The 15,900-nt window shown below is 63.4% G+C and carries 12 protein-coding genes; 10 read left to right on the forward strand and 2 right to left on the reverse strand.

The annotated features are described in order from the left end of the window. Positions 1–90 precede the first annotated feature (90 nt). The 10 genes from dusB (at position 91) to BM151_RS03445 (ending at position 12,832) form a co-directional block, all read left to right on the forward strand. On the forward strand, positions 91–1,107 hold the full coding sequence (gene dusB / locus BM151_RS03400; RefSeq protein WP_090057308.1) for a tRNA dihydrouridine synthase DusB: 1,017 nt from the start codon (positions 91–93) through the stop codon (positions 1,105–1,107). Continuing rightward, positions 1,104–2,210 carry a two-component system sensor histidine kinase NtrB gene (locus tag BM151_RS03405; RefSeq protein WP_090057312.1) on the forward strand — a complete coding sequence of 369 codons (1,107 nt, stop codon included), beginning with the start codon at positions 1,104–1,106 and terminating at the stop codon, positions 2,208–2,210. Before dusB ends, BM151_RS03405 begins: the two co-directional genes overlap by 4 nt. 116 nt (positions 2,211–2,326) lie before the next feature. Next, on the forward strand, positions 2,327–3,706 hold the full coding sequence (locus BM151_RS03410) for a response regulator (protein ID WP_090057316.1): 1,380 nt from the start codon (positions 2,327–2,329) through the stop codon (positions 3,704–3,706). 213 nt (positions 3,707–3,919) lie between these two features. Next, complete coding sequence (locus BM151_RS03415; RefSeq protein WP_090057319.1) at positions 3,920–6,142, forward strand: sensor histidine kinase NtrY-like; 2,223 nt, start codon at positions 3,920–3,922, stop codon at positions 6,140–6,142. 21 nt (positions 6,143–6,163) lie between these two features. Beyond that, entirely contained in the window at positions 6,164–7,567 is a 1,404-nt protein-coding gene (ntrX, locus tag BM151_RS03420; RefSeq protein WP_090057323.1) for a nitrogen assimilation response regulator NtrX, read from the forward strand. A 127-nt stretch (positions 7,568–7,694) separates the two neighbouring features. Further along, the gene (gene trkA / locus BM151_RS03425; protein ID WP_090057327.1) at positions 7,695–9,071 is read left to right on the forward strand and encodes a Trk system potassium transporter TrkA; all 1,377 of its coding nucleotides are present in this window, start codon (positions 7,695–7,697) and stop codon (positions 9,069–9,071) included. Beyond that, a complete protein-coding gene (locus tag BM151_RS03430; protein WP_090057330.1) occupies positions 9,071–10,621 on the forward strand; it encodes a TrkH family potassium uptake protein in 1,551 nt (516 codons plus the stop codon). Before trkA ends, BM151_RS03430 begins: the two co-directional genes overlap by 1 nt. 165 nt (positions 10,622–10,786) lie before the next feature. After that, complete coding sequence (gene hfq / locus BM151_RS03435) at positions 10,787–11,023, forward strand: RNA chaperone Hfq (protein WP_066603845.1); 237 nt, start codon at positions 10,787–10,789, stop codon at positions 11,021–11,023. 151 nt (positions 11,024–11,174) lie between these two features. Continuing rightward, entirely contained in the window at positions 11,175–12,473 is a 1,299-nt protein-coding gene (gene hflX, locus BM151_RS03440; protein WP_090057334.1) for a GTPase HflX, read from the forward strand. Then, positions 12,470–12,832: a hypothetical protein gene (locus BM151_RS03445; protein ID WP_090057339.1), complete on the forward strand. Its 363-nt coding sequence runs from the start codon at positions 12,470–12,472 to the stop codon at positions 12,830–12,832. Before hflX ends, BM151_RS03445 begins: the two co-directional genes overlap by 4 nt. Before the next feature lie 15 nt (positions 12,833–12,847). Here the strand turns inward: BM151_RS03445 and BM151_RS03450 are convergent, their stop codons facing one another. Together BM151_RS03450 and BM151_RS03455 are read right to left on the reverse strand one after the other, a co-directional pair. Beyond that, positions 12,848–13,399 (reverse strand): sugar O-acetyltransferase, encoded by a 552-nt coding sequence (locus BM151_RS03450; RefSeq protein WP_090057342.1) that lies wholly within the window; start codon positions 13,397–13,399, stop codon positions 12,848–12,850. Positions 13,400–13,409: 10 nt separating this feature from the next. Then, a complete protein-coding gene (locus tag BM151_RS03455) occupies positions 13,410–15,869 on the reverse strand; it encodes a penicillin acylase family protein (protein ID WP_090057346.1) in 2,460 nt (819 codons plus the stop codon). Between the last annotated feature and the right edge of the window lie 31 nt (positions 15,870–15,900).

Consider the following 15,900-nt stretch of genomic DNA (forward strand, 5'->3'; position numbering starts at 1 on the left):
ATGTGTTTTTCGCTGCTTTTTTCGCCCCAAGCCTTTGCGTCTTCCTCATGGGACCGGTAACTCTGAGCCAAATGCTCAAGGATTAATCGCTTGCCCGTTCGATTGGCGCAATTCACACTGGATCCCCCTGTGTTTCTGGCCCCTATGGCCGGAATCACCGATCTGCCGTTCCGGGAGATCGTCAGCTCTTTCGGGGCGGGGCTCGTGGTGTCCGAAATGGTCGCCTCGCATGACATGCTCAATGCCCGCCCGGGCGCGCGGGAAAAGGCCGAACTGGGCTTTGGCGTCGAGAATACCGCGGTGCAGCTCGCCGGGCGTGAGGCGGAGCCGATGGCGCTGGCGGCGAAAATGGCCGAGGACAGTGGCGCGCGGATCATCGACATCAACATGGGCTGCCCGGCGAAAAAGGTCGTTTCCGGCTACTCGGGCTCGGCCTTGATGCGCGATCTCGATCATGCGCTGACGCTGATCGACGCGGTGGTCGGCGCGGTCGATGTGCCGGTAACGCTGAAAACCCGTCTCGGGTGGGACGATGCGCAGCTGAACGCGGCGGAGCTCGCCAGACGCGCCGAGGACGCGGGGGTAGAGATGATCACCATCCATGGCCGGACTCGCTGTCAGTTCTACAAGGGCGCCGCCGATTGGGCGGCGATCCGCGCCGTGAAGGACGCCGTGTCCGTGCCGGTGATCGCCAATGGCGATATCACCTCCCCCGAGGCGGCCCACGCAGCGCTGGCGCAATCCGGAGCCGACGGGGTGATGATCGGGCGGGGCGCCCAGGGCCGGCCCTGGCTCTTGGCGCAAGTTGCCGCAAACCTTATCGACGCTCCGGCGCCGAAAGCGCCGGAAGGCGCGGCGCTGAGCGATCTCGTCTGCCGCCATTACGAGGCGGGGCTCGGTTTTTACGGGCGCGATCTCGGCGGCCGGGTGATGCGCAAACATCTCGGCTGGTACATGGATGTGGCGGGCACGCCGCTGGTGCTGCGCCAGCGGGTCCTGACCGAGAAATCCGCCGAGGCGGTTTTGAGGCTTCTGCCCGATGCGATGACGGAAAAGAGCGACAGCGTGCCAGAACCGGCCATGACAGAAAAGGACAATGCCGCATGAGTGACCATCGTTTCGACATGCTCTGGCCGTCTCTGCCGGTGCCCGCGGTGATGATCGACGACAATGACCGGATCGTCGAGATCAACTCGGCTTCCGAGCTGTTCTTGAACGCCTCTGCCAAGACCCTGCGTGGCGTGCCGGTGTTCGACAAGCTGGCGATCGACGCACCTCTGGAAGAGGCCTTTGGTCGGGTGCGGCGCGACACCTCGCCTCTGTTCATCAACAATGTCGATGTCTCGGGCGGCAATGCCGCGCCGGTGCAGTGCAATATCCAGATCGCGCCCCTGCAGGGGATGGAGAACTGGCTCTTGCTTCTGATGGAGCCGCGTCAGATCGCCGACCGTCTGGGGCGCTCGCATAATGTCAAATCCTCGGCGCGGTCTGCCATCGGCATGGCGGAAATGCTCGCCCATGAGATCAAGAACCCGCTGGCGGGGATCACCGGTGCGGCACAGCTTTTGTCGATGAGCTTGAGCCCCGAGGATCTCGAACTGACCGATCTCATCGTCGCCGAGAGCCGCCGCATCGTCGCGCTTCTGGAACAGGTCGAGCAATTCGGCAACCTGCGGCCGCCGGCGAAGCGCGCAATCAACATTCACGACCTGTTGGACCGGGCGCGCAAATCCGCCGAGCTGTCCTATGGCGCGAATATGAAATTCATCGAGGATTTCGACCCGTCGCTGCCCGCGACCTTTGTCGATGGCGACCAGATTCTTCAGGTGTTTTTGAACCTGATCAAGAACGCCTCCGAGGCGGCGGGCAAGGAGGGCGGGGTGATCCGGCTGCGCACCTTCTACGACCTGTCGCTGCGGCTCCGGCGCAAGGACGGCTCCGGTGCGGCCCTGCCGCTGCAGGTCGAAATCATCGACGATGGTCCCGGCCTGCCGCCGGAGATCGCCTCCGACATTTTCGAGCCCTTTGTGTCGGGCCGCGAGAATGGCACCGGGCTCGGCTTGGCGCTGGTGTCCAAGATCATCTCGGACCACGAGGGCTGGATTTCCGTCGACTCGGTGCCCGGCAAGACCGTGTTCCGCATTTCTCTGCCGGTGGCGCCCCGGGAGCCAAAGGAAGGCGCGCCGAAAGAGGGCGACGCAAAAAAATGACCGGGTTCGGGATGATGCGTCACAAAAATGAAGAATTCCCCGTGAAAACAGGGGGCAGCGTGAAGGGCGGGGCCATGGGGCCCGTCCGGAAGCGCCACTGACAAGGAGAGAATACTATGGATGGCACGATCCTCGTCGCCGATGACGACCGCACGATCCGCACGGTTTTGACCCAGGCGCTCACCCGCGCCGGCTGCAAGGTGCACGCGACCTCCTCGCTGGTGACCCTGATGCGCTGGGTCGAAGAGGGCAAAGGCGATCTGGTCATTTCCGACGTGATGATGCCGGACGGCAACGGGCTCGAGAGCCTGCCGCGGATCGCCGAGCTGCGGCCCGGCCTGCCGGTGATCGTGATTTCGGCGCAAAACACCATCATGACGGCGATTCAGGCTGCCGAGGCCGAGGCTTTCGATTATTTGCCGAAACCTTTCGATCTGCCGGATCTGATGAAACGCGCCTCAAAGGCGCTCGAGGTCAAACGCCGCGCCAACCCGGCGCCTTCGAATGCCAAGGCGCCGTCGGAGAGCCCGATGCAGGAAGATCTGCCGCTGGTCGGCCGCACGCCTGCGATGCAGACGCTTTATCGTCTTGTCGCGCGGGTGATGAACACCGATCTGCCGGTCCTGATCACCGGCGAGAGCGGCACCGGCAAATCGCTGATCGCGCGCGCCATTCACGATTTCTCGGATCGTCGCACGCTGCCCTTCGTGGTGGTCTCGGCCTCCGATCTGGCAACGATGGAAGGCCCGGCGGCGGTGATCTCCAAGGCCAAGAACGGCTCGATCCTGTTTGACGAGGTGGGTGACCTGGACGAAGAGGCGCAGGCCCGGATCGTCCGCATGCTTGACAGTTTCACTGACAATGCGCCGCGGATCATGGCCACCTCGCAGGCCAATCTGGCGGCAAAGATGGAAAGCGGCGCCTTCCGTCAGGATCTGTTCTACCGCCTTGGCGGGGTGACCATCTCGGTGCCCTCCCTGCGCGAACGCGTCGACGATATCCCGCTCCTGGCGGAGTTCTTCCTCTCGAAGGCCGAGCGCGACGGGCTGTCGGCGCGCAAATTCACCAATGAGGCGATGGATTTGGTGCGCGCCTACAGCTGGCCCGGCAACGTGCGCCAGCTCGAGAACACCATCCGGCGTCTGATCGTGACCTCGCCCGAAGAGGAAATCACCCGCAACGAGGTGGAAACCGTGCTCGGGAATCAGCCCGCCATGGAGCCTTTGCAAGGCGGCGGCGAGGGTGAGAAGCTCTCCTCCTCGGTGGCCAAGCATCTGCGCCGCTATTTCGACCTGCACGGTGGTGTCCTGCCGCCGCCGGGGCTGTATCAGCGGATTCTCAAGGAAGTTGAGCAGCCTCTGATCGAAATTGCACTGGACGCGGTCGGCGGAAATCAGGCCAAATGTGCCGATTTGCTCGGGATCAACCGCAATACCTTGCGTAAAAAGATCAATGACCTCGATATTCAGGTGACACGGCGCCGTAAGTTGATGTAAAAAGGCCACATCCGTGGTGATTTGGGCGCAGTGGCTGGGAAAACACGTCCCTGCGTCATCTAAGTCACGGAGTCCGTGTGTCGCGCTTCGCATTTTCGCCAGCGTGTTTTCGCCTGAGCGCGCTGCGGATTAGGAGTGAGCAGGACGAGGGCGCGTAGGGTGGCAAAAAGGCCCGTTGCGAAACAAATCGGTCGGCAAAGCTGGAACAGGCTGATGCGCCTGCGCCGCCAGCGCCGGTTGCAGAATGCCGCCACGCTTGCGGTGTTCGTCATGGGGCCGGTTCTGGCCGTCCTGACCTTTCTGGTGCTCGGTCCGCTGGACCATGGTCCCGCCTCGAATGTGCTGCGCGGGGTTCTCCTGTCGGATGTGATCTATGTGCTGGTGGTCGCCGGGCTGGTGGCCCAGCGGATCGCCCGGGTGATCTCGGCGCGCCGGGCGCATTCCGAAGGCTCGATGCTGCACCTGCGGCTGTCGGGCGCCTTCGTGCTTCTGGCGCTGATCCCGACCGTCATGGTGGCGGTTTTTGCCGTGGTGACGGTGAATTTCGGCCTCGAGGGCTGGTTCTCGGATCGGGTGCGCAATGTGGTTGGTTCCTCTCTCGAGGCGGCGACGGCCTATGAGACCGAGCATCGCGACGGTCTGGCCGAGGACACGCGGGCGCTTGCGAATTTCCTCATCGACAGCCGCCGCCAGGTGACGATCCTGCCCGACGGTGCGCTCCGGCAGGTGCTCAACCAGGGGCAGGGGCTCATTCAGCGCGGCTTGCGCGAGGCCTATGTGATCAACCGGGCGGGCGAGATCAAGGCGCGCGGTGAGGGCTCTTATCTCTTCGATTATGAACACCCCTCCGAGGCGCAGCTGGCGCGGGCCGAATCCGGTGAGCTGGTGCTGATCGACGATTGGGATCGCAATGAAAGCCGGGCGTTGCAGCGGCTGGCCGGGTTCTCGGATCGCTACCTCTACGTCACCCGCGATGTGGACGGCAAGATCCTCAACCTGCTGGACGAGACCCAGGACAGCATTCTTCTTTACAATCAGCTCGAGAGCGAACGCGGGCGGCTGCTTTTCGAATTCGGCCTGTTGTACATCGGTTTCGCGATCATTCTCATTCTGGCGGCAACCTGGCTCGGCCTGTGGTTCGCCGAACGTCTGGCGCGGCCGATCGGCCGGCTCGCCGGGGCGGCGCAGAAGGTCGGCGAGGGCGATCTTTCGGTGCGCGTGCCGGAGGAGGAAGGCCAGGACGAGATCGCCACGCTGGGCCGCGTGTTCAACCAGATGACCGGTCAGGTGAAGCTCCAGCGCGATGAATTGCTCGATCAGAACGCCCAGATCGATCAGCGCCGCCGCCTGTTTGATTCCGTGCTCTCCTCGGTGACCGCCGGTGTGGTCGGGCTCGATGCCGAAGGCAAGGTGACCCTGTCGAACCGCTCGGCGCAGGCCTTGCTCACGCTCGGCTCCCGCGATGTCACCGGCGAGGCTCTGGCCGTGGTGGTGCCGGAATTCGGGCCGCTGTTCGATCAGCTGCTGCGCCAGGGGCGCGAGGTGGTGCAGGAAGAGCTGCGGCTGATTCGCTCCGGCGCGCAAGAGAGCTTGCTCGTGCGCATCGCCACCCGGCGCGACGTCAACGGCGTGCTTGAGGGCTATGTGGTGGTCTTTGACGATGTCACCGATCTGGTCAGCGCCCAGCGTCTGGCCGCCTGGGGCGACGTGGCGCGGCGCATCGCCCATGAGATCAAGAACCCGCTGACGCCGATCCAGCTCTCCGCCGAGCGTATCCTGCGCAAATTCGGGCGCGGGCTCGACGAGGAGGCGCGGGCCGATCTCGAGCAATATACCTCGGTGATCGTGCGCCAGACCGGGGATCTGCGCCGCATCGTCGACGAATTCTCGAAATTCGCCCGCATGCCCAGCCCGGAACGGCGTGAGCATGATCTGGTGGAGCTGGTCAAGGGCGCGGTGCTGTTGCAGCAGAACGCCTTGCCGGATGTCGAGATCACCTCTGAGATCGCGCTCACCAGCGCCTGGGCCGAGGTCGATGCGACAATGATCGGTCAGGCCTTTACGAATTTGATTAAGAATGCCGGGGAAGCAATTGAAACCTATTCTGAAAATGAATTTCCGAAAGGCTATGAGCCGCGCATTCGCGTCACCGTCGGACGCGAGGGCAATGAGGCGGTGATTGCGATCACCGACAATGGCATCGGCCTGCCGGAAGACCGTTCGCGGCTGTTCGAACCCTATGTGACGACGCGCGAAAAAGGCACCGGTCTGGGCCTGCCGATCGTCAAGAAAATCATCGAGGAACATGGCGGGACGCTGACGCTGTCGGATGGCGTGGCGATTGACCCTTCGGGCCGTATCGGCGCCTGCGCCACCATCCGCCTGGCCTTGATGGAAGAAGTTAATCTAGATGAAAAACAAAAGCTTGCAGTTTAAAGATGAAGTTTGGAGTAAGACATGTCTGATATTCTGATCGTCGATGATGAGCGCGATATTCGCGAGTTGATCGGAGATATCTTGCAGGATGAAGGGTTCGAGACCCGGCTGGCGTCGAATTCCGACGAATGCCTGAAAGAGATCGCGGCGGATGTGCCGGCGCTGATGATCCTCGACATCTGGCTCAAGGACAGCGACATGGACGGGATCGACATTCTCAAACATGTCAAACGCGAACACCCGGAGGTTCCGATCATCATCATCTCGGGCCATGGCAATATCGAGATCGCCGTGGCGGCGATCAAACAGGGCGCGTATGATTTCATCGAGAAACCGTTCAATATCGATCAGCTGATGGTGGTGATCGGCCGGGCGATGGAAACCTCGCGGCTGCGCCGTGAGAATGCCTCGCTGAAACGCACCGGCACCGAAGAGATCGAAATGATCGGTGTCTCGGCGGCCTTCAAACAGCTCAAGAGCAATCTCGAGAAGGTCACCAAGTCGAATGGCCGGGTGATGCTCACGGGTCCAGCCGGCGTCGGCAAGGAGGTCGCCGCGCGTTTCATCCATGCCGAATCCGAACGCCGGGACGCGCCTTTCGTCACGGTGTCGTCGGCCACGATCGCGCCGGAGCGCATGGAAGAGGTGCTGTTTGGCCGCGAGAGCCCGGAGCGCGGCGTCGAGAAAGGCCTGTTGGAAGAGGCCAATGGCGGGGTGATCTATTTCGACGAAGTGGCGGATATGCCTTTGGGCACCCAGTCGAAGATCCTGCGCGTGCTGGTCGATCAGCGCTTTACCCGGGTCGGCGGTGCCACGACCGTCTCGGTCGATCTGCGGGTGGTCTCCTCGACCTCGCGCGATCTGTTGGAGGAGATTGCCGCGGGCCAGTTCCGCGAGGAGCTCTATCACCGGCTGAACGTGGTGCCGATCGAGGTGCCCGCGCTCGAGAAGCGCCGCGAGGATATTCCGGAACTGGCCAGCTATTTCATCGAGAAGCTGCATGTCAGCCAGGGTCTGCCGCGTCGGGAATTGTCGCCGGATGCCTCGGCGATGCTGCAAACGATGATCTGGCCGGGCAATGTGCGTCAGCTCAAGAACGTGATCGAACGGGTGTTGATCCTGGGCGATACCTCGGGCGAGATCGAGGCCAGCGAGCTGCCGTCCGAGGGCGCCACGGGCGAGGACGAGGCCCGCGCGATGCTGTCGCCGGCGATTGCCACGCTGCCCCTGCGGGAGGCGCGCGAGATGTTCGAGCGCGAATATCTGCTGACCCAGATCAACCGTTTCGGCGGCAATATCTCGCGCACCGCGACCTTTGTCGGCATGGAGCGCTCGGCCTTGCATCGCAAGCTCAAATCGCTGGGGGTTGTCACCGGCAACAAGCAGGGCGGCCGTGTCGCCTATGTTGTGGAAGAGACGGAGTGAGCCCTGTCCGCGCGCGGGCTCTTCGGACGCGACGGCAGGCGGGCCGGGCAGGGCGCCTCTTTGCACCTTGCGTTGACGCATTCTGCGTTAAGTGCGAAGGCTGGGGCGAAGCAACGAAGGTGATGGAATGAAAGTTGTCATTTGCGGTGCCGGTCAGGTCGGCTGGCAGATCGCCAAGCAGCTCTCGGGCGAGAAAAACGACGTGACCGTCGTCGATAACAATCCGGCGCTGGTGCGCCGCGCCACGGATACGCTGGATGTTCAGGGGGTCGAGGGCTTTGCCTCCTATCCCGATGTGCTCGAGAAGGCCGGGGCGCGGGATGCCGATATGGTGATTGCCGCCACCTATTCCGACGAGGTGAACATGATCACCTGTCAGGTGGCGCATTCGGTTTTCGCCGTGCCGCGCAAGATCGCGCGCCTGCGCTCGCAAAGCTATCTCACCGCGATCTATTCCGATCTCTATCGTCGCGATCACCTGCCGATCGACGTGGTGATTTCGCCGGAGAAAGAGGTGGCCGAGGCGGCGCTCAGGCGTCTGGCGGCACCTGCGGCCTTCGACACCCAGGGGTTTCTGGCCGGCAGGGCACAGCTCATGGGTATCCTGCTCGAGGAAGAGTGCCCGGTCTTGAACACGTCGCTGCGCGAGCTGTCGGATCTGTTTTCGACATTGCGTGCCATCGTTGTCGGTGTGCGCCGCGACGGGCGGCTCTTTGCCCCCGATCCGGGCGATCAGCTGTTCGCCCGCGACGAGATCTATGTCTTCTGCCATTCCGATGACATCACCCGGACCCTGGAGATTTTCGGCAAGACCCAGGCCAAGCAGGATCGCGTGGTGATCCTGGGCGGCGGCAATGTCGGATTGGGCGTGGCGCAGGCGCTCGAGGCTCGGACCGAGCGGGTGCGGGCCAAGATCATCGAAAAGAACCGCAGCGTGGCCGAAAGGGCGGCGGATAGTCTCGAACGCACCATCGTCTTGAATGGTGACGGGCTCGATCCGGAACTGATGGCCGAGGCCGGCATGGCGCGGGCCGATGCCGTGCTCTGTGTCACCGATGACGACAAGGTCAATATGCTCTCGGCCGTGCGGGCGAAACAGACCGGGGCGAAAATGGCGATCGTCCTGGTCAACGACCCGACGCTGGTGCCGATTTTGAACGCGCTCGATATCGACGCCTATATCAACCCGCGCGCCACCACCGTCTCGTCGATCCTGCGCCATATCCGCCACGGGCGGGTGCGCAATGTCTATTCGGTGGGCGATGGCGAGGCCGAGGTGATCGAGGCCCAGGTGCTCTCTACCTCGCCGATCTCCGGCAAGCGCATCCGTGACATCGATTTCCCCGAGGGCGTGCTCATCGGCGCGATCATGAAGGCCAATGCCTATGTCAAACCGACCTCCGAGACGCGGATCGACGAGGGCGACGTGATCACGATTTTCTCGCTCGCCGATGATGTGCCCGAGGTGGAACGTCTGTTGCAAGTCTCGATCGACTATTTCTGATGACCCGCTTCTCGCGCATGCCCTTTTTCGTCCAGCTGATGCTGGTCTCCGGCGCGGCCATGCTGCTGCCGGCGTTCTATGCGATCGTGCTGCGCGAATGGGACGATGCGCGGGCGTTCTTCTACGCCGCGACGCTGTTTTCCGCCATGGCGCTGTTCATCGCCATCGCCCGGTTCAACCCGGATGGGACCGATGCGCTGGAGAATGCGCGCAGACATCGCGACCGCGAGGGGCGCAATCAGCTTCTGACCCTGCTGGCGAGCTATACGGCGCTGCCGCTCATCCTGGCGGTGCCGTTTTCCGAAGCGACCCGGGACACGACATTCTTCAACGCCTATTTCGAAATGGTCTCGGCGCTGACCACCACCGGGGCGACGCTGTTCGATGATCCGGGGCGGCTGTCACGGCCGGTGCATCTCTGGACCGCGCTGGTGGGCTGGCTCGGCGGGCTGTTCGCCTGGGTCACCGCGGTGGCGGTGCTGGCGCCGATGAATCTGGGCGGGTTCGAGGTCATCTCCTCGCGCCGGATCGGCCAGAGCGAGACCCGCGCCTCGCAGATCGACCGGGTGGCCTTGGCTTCCGAGCGCATCGCCCGCTTCACCGCGCGGCTGTTCCCGGTCTATCTCGGGCTGACGCTGGCCCTGTGGTTTGCGCTCGCCATGGTCGGGTCCTCGCCCTATGTCGCCTTTTGCCATGCCATGTCGGTGATGGCGACCTCGGGGATTTCGCCGGTTGGCGGGATGACAGAGGCCGGCACCGGTTTCATGGGCGAGCTTCTGGTCTTCGCCTTCCTGTTTCTGGCGCTGTCGCGCAAGACGTTCACCGCCGATCAGGGCCATCGCGCGGCGCCGCCGCTGTGGCAGGATTCCGAGATGAAGATCGGCCTGGCGCTGATCGTCGTGGTGCCGATGTTCCTGTTCCTGCGCCATTGGGTGGCGGTGCTGGAAGTGTCCGGCGACTGGACCTTTGCCCGCGCCATCTCCTCGCTCTGGGGCGGCACGTTCATGGTGCTGTCCTTTCTCTCCACCGCCGGGTTCGAGAGCATGGGCTGGGAGGAGGCGCGGCTCTGGTCCGGGCTTCAGGCGCCGGGCGTGCTGCTCATGGGGCTGGCGATTTTCGGCGGGGGCGTGGCGACCACGGCGGGGGGGGTGAAGCTCATTCGCCTCTATGCGCTGGTGCGCCATGGCGAACGTGAGATCGAAAAGCTCATTTCGCCCAATTCGGTCGGTGGCGCCGGCGCCAACGCCCGGCGGATCCGCCGCGAGGGGGCCTATGTCGCCTGGGTCTATTTCATGGTCTTCGCCTTTACCATCGCCGCGGTGATGATGCTTTTGTCGCTGTTCGGGCTGCATTTCGAACAGGCGGCCGTCTTTACCATCTCGGCGCTGACCACCACCGGGCCGCTGGTGAATGTGGTGGGCTCGGTGCCGATGAGCTATGCCGAGCTCGGCGTGGCGGAAAAGGCGATCCTTGCGGCCACCATGGTGCTGGGGCGGCTCGAGATGTTGGCGATCATTGCGCTTCTGAACCCGGAATTCTGGCGGCGTTAGCGCCCACAGATGGCGGATGTGACACAAATTTGCGCTGGCTTTCCATCAAGATCCGGAAATTTCCACCGTGATCTTGACAATCCCGACAATCTGCGGCGAGGTGATGCCAAGTGCTGTCGCCCGAGGGACAGTTCGCATCAAAAGCGCAATAAAAAGGCAAAGATCATGGCCGCCGACAAACAGAACCTTCAGGACGCTTTCCTCAACCACGTTCGCAAGACCAAAGTTCCCGTGACGATCTTTCTGATCAACGGGGTGAAACTGCAGGGTGTGATCACCTGGTTTGACAATTTCTGTGTGCTCTTGCGCCGGGACGGTCAATCGCAGCTCGTGTACAAACACGCCATCTCGACGATCATGCCGGCCCAGCCGATCAATCTTTACGATGGTGAGGAAGCCTGAGCGGATCACACCGCCTCTTGCATCCCGCTTGAAAAGATTTAAGTGACGCGCACCTGTCGAGGTCTCGACGGGTGCTTTGTCGCGTTGCGCTTTCGCTGATGAGATCGTCGCGGAGCGGGTGCGGCAGCGAAGTGTCTGAAAGGAGCGCCATTTGGGCGACTATTACGATCACGAAGTGCAGCCGACCCGGGCCTGGGTGCTGCATCCCGACATCACCTCCGACCGCAACCGCCGCGAGCCGCAGAGCGGTCTCGAAGAGGCGGTGGCACTGGCCGCGGCCCTGCCCAATCTCGAGGTCATGGGCTCGGAGATTGTGCGCCTGCCGAAGATTCAACCCGGGCATCTCTTTGGCACCGGCAAGATTCAGGAACTCAAGGAGCGGATCAAGGCCGCCGAGGTCGAGCTGGTGCTGATCGACGGGCCGGTCAGCCCGGTGCAGCAGCGCAATCTGGAAAAAGAGTGGAAGGTCAAGCTGCTCGACCGCACGGGGCTCATTCTCGAGATCTTCTCGGATCGGGCACGCACCCGCGAAGGCGTGTTGCAGGTCGAAATGGCGGCGCTCAGCTATCAGCGCACGCGATTGGTGCGGGCCTGGACCCACCTGGAGCGGCAGCGCGGCGGGCTTGGCTTTGTCGGCGGTCCCGGCGAAACCCAAATCGAGGCCGACCGTCGTGCCATCGACGAACAGCTGGTGCGGCTGCGCCGGCAACTCGACAAGGTGGTGAAGACCCGCGAGCTGCACCGCGCCTCGCGCGCCAAGGTGCCGTTCCCGATCGTCGCGCTTGTGGGCTATACCAACGCCGGCAAATCGACCTTTTTCAACACGGTCACCGGCGCCGATGTCTTTGCCAAGGACATGCTGTTTGCCACGCTCGATCCGACCATGCGGCAGTTGAAGATCAGCGATGCCCATGGTGGCGACCGTGAGATCATCTTGTCCGACACGGTGGGTTTCATCTCGAGCCTGCCGACCCAGCTGGTGGCGGCCTTCCGCGCCACGCTCGAAGAGGTGCTGGACGCCGATCTGATCCTGCATGTGCGCGATATCGCTGCCGAGGAGACCGAGGAACAGAAGGCCGATGTGCTGAAGATCCTCAACGATCTGGGGATCAAGGACGACGCACCGATGTTCGAGGTCTGGAACAAGATCGATCTGCTGGACCCGGAGGCGCGCGAGGCGCGGCTCGAACGCGCCGCCGCCGAGCCCGACAAATTCGCCATTTCGGCGGTGACGGGCGAGGGGATTCCCGAGCTGCTCTCCGCAATTTCCGCGCATTTCGAGGAAGACAAGATTGAACGCGAGCTGATCCTGCCCTATGCCGAGGGCAGAAAACGCGCCTGGCTCTTTGAGGAGGGCGTGGTGCAGGGCGAGGAGATGACCGAAGAAGGCTATGCCCTCAAGCTTCTCTGGACGCCGCGGCAGGAAAAGCAATTTCGGGAGATGACATGAGCGACAAAGTGGCAGAGACGGCAGGGACGGACGCAAAGGCGGACAAGACCGACAAGGCCGAGAAGCATCTCTACATGATGCAATTCGAAGGCACCGCCGGGGCCAAGACCGGGCTGCGCATGGGCGCGCGTCACATGATCATGGTGTTCATCGTCGCCTCCGAGCCGAAATTCGCCGTCGCCAAGGGCCACAAGGGGCTCGAAGTTACCGGCTGGTCCGGGCTCGAGATGAAGAAGATCGGCGATATCACCGGCAAGAAGCGCTTTGAAGACAAGGCCATGGACGCCTCCGCCCGCAAGGCGATGGAGAAAGGTGCCTCTTTCCTGATCTTCAAGAACGAGATCAAGGGACAGGCGTGAGCAAGGTCTGGACCCTCAGCGCTGCGTGAGGTCCCGCGCCGGGTTGCCGGCAACGCGGGCGCCGGGGGCCACGTCCTTGGTCACCACAGATCCCGCACCGACGATGGCGCCGTCGCCGATGGTGACGCCGGGCAGGAGGATGGCACCGCCGCCGATCCAGACATCTTTGCCAATGGTGACGGGCAGGGCGCGTTCGATCAATTGGCCGCGTTTGACCGGGTCGCGATGGTGATCCGGGCAATAGATCTGCACCTGCGGGCCGAGCATCGCATTCCTGCCAATCTCCACCTGTGCCGCGTCGAGCACGACGCAGCCGACATTCATGAAGGCGCCTTCGGCCATCTTGAGATTGCCGTAGAGCAGGTGAAACTGGCCTTCGATCCGGGCCGTCTCATGCACTTCGGGCAGAAGCGCGCGCAGATCCGGGTGGATGTCGCCGCGCTCCGAGGGCAGGGCCATATTGTGCCGGTGCACCGCATCGAAGACGCGCATGCGGATCGCGTCGATTTCCGGGTCGAGGCTGCAATACCAGTCTCCGGCGCGCATCTTGTCGAGTTCGGATGTCATCGTGGGGATCTCATTTCTCCGGCACCAGATGGGTCATGCCGACGCCGGCGGCGCGGGCCAGTTCCGGGTCGAGGCTCATCGGCACATATTCGCCGCGGCGCCAGAGCTCGCCGAGATCGTCATAATGGCGCGACAGCGGGTGGCCGGACTGGCCGGTGGCGGTGATGAACACGGAACTGTCCGGGTCGGCGAAATCATAGACACCGCGATAGGCCGCGCCATGGACATTGGCGAGGGGCTCCGGTCCGTCGCCTGCCGTCACGCCGCGCATCAGCGTGTTGTCACCGCCCGAGGTCGATTGCCGGATGTTCACCACCCATTTCAGGAAGGGCACCTTGCCCAGCACCGGGTGATCGTGATGGGCGATATGGGCGTCGCCCCAGCGCAGGCTTTCGAGATTGCTCGAATAATTTTCGCTGATCCACAGCAGCGCATCGTCGAGCGCGAGACGGGCGATATCGGTGCAGGTTTCCTTCGGGGCCGACTGGATCACGTCGCACCAGACCGAGGCGCCGCCGATGTCGCGATAGACCCGTTCGATGAACAGCGGCTCGACATGGGTGTATTCATCCGCCAGCGGGCCGACCTCGTCGCGAATGAGCCGGTCCTGCAGGGCGCGCATCCAGGCGTAATAGATCAAGGGCTCCGGCAGGTGTTCGTTCATCTCGCCGTTCCATTCGGCCAGGAGTTTCAGCGCGCGTTGGCGCTGGCGCTCCACCGTGCCCTCGGGGGCGGCCTCGCCGGTGAACCAGAGATCTGCACCGACCAAGGGCAGGAGCGTCCGGGCCGAGGTCGAGACCACGTCATTCTGCACCTCGATGAAGCTCTCGCGTGTGTGCACCTCGCGCGCCTGCATCAGCCGCTGCCAGCGCTGGACGCGTTGGGTATCGCCCCAATGATAGGACAGGTGATCGGGGAAGGGCGCGTCCACCGTCTTGTTGTTGGTATTGCCGATGATGCCGTCCGGGCCGGAGGTGAAACTCGGCAGCGCGTCGAAATCGCGCCAGCCCTGCCAGCGGTTGGCTTCGATCCAGCCGGGCGAGGGGATGCGGCCCTGCGACTGATGCCTTGGATCGCGTGCCGGGGCGCGGCCGATCACTTTCATCTGCACCCGGTCCGGATCGGCCATGGTGAGATTGAGCGCGGGCGCGGCGAAATCGCGCGCCGCCTGCAGCGCCGCCGACATATTGCCGGCATGATTGAGTGCCACCAGCGCCGTCATCGAGCGATCATCGGGCACCAGCGCCGTCCAGTTGACCGAGACTAGATGGCCCGGCGGGGTGATCGTGTCGACGTCAAAGGCAGTTTTCGGCAGCACCGGGCCATTGTCCGTCCAGTTGAGCGTCAGGGTCACCGGGGCGGCATCCTTGATCTGCACGATCGAGGGGCGCGAGCGCATCGGTTTGAACCCGTCAGGCGTCAGCACCTCTTTCGGATTGTCCGGGTTCTGTTTCTCGATATGCAGGTCCGCGTCGTCGAGATAGGCCGCGGTGATGCCCCAGCCGAAGCGTTCGCGCCGGCCCGAGACGACGCCCGGGATGCCCGGCACGGTGGCGCCGATCACGCCGCCGGACGTGAGCTCGAGCCGGGCCAGATACCAGGCGCCGGGGGCGGAGAAGTCGAGATGCGGGTCATTGGCCAGAAGCGTCGCGCCGGTGGCCGAACGTCCCGGCGCCGCGGCCCAGGCGTTCGAGGCGCCCGCCATGCCGTTGTCGGGCATCGGCGAGAGGGCGTATTGCACGCCGGAGGGCTGTTTGCTGGGCAGGGCCTCGGGAAACAGCGTCGCAAATCTCGGCAGGAGCGCGGTGCCGGTGCCCGGGGCATCGGGCATCAGATCCTTGAGCCGGTCCTGTGGCAGCAAGAGCGAAGTACGGGCGCGCAGCACCTCGTTGGGGATCTGGTCGGAGAGCTGGACGGCGACGAGTTTCAGGATGGCGATGGAATCGGCGGGCTGCCAATAGGCGATCTCGGTCGGGAACAGGAAGAATTCCGGTGCGCCGCGGCCGAGAGCGCCCTTGTTCACCTCCGCGATCCAGGCATTCACCCCGCGGGCATAGGCGTCGAGCGCGGCCTTGGCCTCCGGGCTTTGCACGGCGACCGAGGCCTTCGCCGCCTCGTAGAGGCCGAGACGCCGCATCAGCTCGTCTGTCGTGAGCGTCCGTTCCCCGAACATCTCCGAGAGCTTGCCCTGGGCGGTGCGACGCAACAGGATCATCTGGAACAGCCGGTCCTGGGCATGGGCAAAACCGAGCCCGTAATAGACGTCCTCGTCATTCTCGCCGAAAATATGTGGCACATTGGCATTGTCGCGGGCGATCTCCAGCGGTGCGGAGAGCCCGGAGACCTCATAATCGGCATTGTAATCCGGCAGCGAGCGGGCCGCGAGCCAGTAGGTCAGCCAGACGCCCAGCACCGTCAGCAGGACAAGGGCGGAAACCAGTTTGAGGAGCAGCGAAAAAATGCGTGCCATAGAGTATTTGGACCTATCGGATGTGCGCGAA

Source organism: Celeribacter neptunius (genome assembly GCF_900113955.1).
Classification (GTDB): domain Bacteria; phylum Pseudomonadota; class Alphaproteobacteria; order Rhodobacterales; family Rhodobacteraceae; genus Celeribacter; species Celeribacter neptunius.

Coding starts and splice junctions, on each gene's coding strand:
- BM151_RS03405 (WP_090057312.1), top strand. CDS start 1,104: ATGAGTGACCATCGTTTCGACATGCTCTGGCCGTCTCTGCCGGTGCCC.
- BM151_RS03410 (WP_090057316.1), top strand. CDS start 2,327: ATGGATGGCACGATCCTCGTCGCCGATGACGACCGCACGATCCGCACG.
- BM151_RS03415 (WP_090057319.1), top strand. CDS start 3,920: ATGCGCCTGCGCCGCCAGCGCCGGTTGCAGAATGCCGCCACGCTTGCG.
- ntrX (WP_090057323.1), top strand. CDS start 6,164: ATGTCTGATATTCTGATCGTCGATGATGAGCGCGATATTCGCGAGTTG.
- trkA (WP_090057327.1), top strand. CDS start 7,695: ATGAAAGTTGTCATTTGCGGTGCCGGTCAGGTCGGCTGGCAGATCGCC.
- BM151_RS03430 (WP_090057330.1), top strand. CDS start 9,071: ATGACCCGCTTCTCGCGCATGCCCTTTTTCGTCCAGCTGATGCTGGTC.
- hfq (WP_066603845.1), top strand. CDS start 10,787: ATGGCCGCCGACAAACAGAACCTTCAGGACGCTTTCCTCAACCACGTT.
- BM151_RS03445 (WP_090057339.1), top strand. CDS start 12,470: ATGAGCGACAAAGTGGCAGAGACGGCAGGGACGGACGCAAAGGCGGAC.
- BM151_RS03450 (WP_090057342.1), bottom strand. CDS start 13,399: ATGACATCCGAACTCGACAAGATGCGCGCCGGAGACTGGTATTGCAGC.
- BM151_RS03455 (WP_090057346.1), bottom strand. CDS start 15,869: ATGGCACGCATTTTTTCGCTGCTCCTCAAACTGGTTTCCGCCCTTGTC.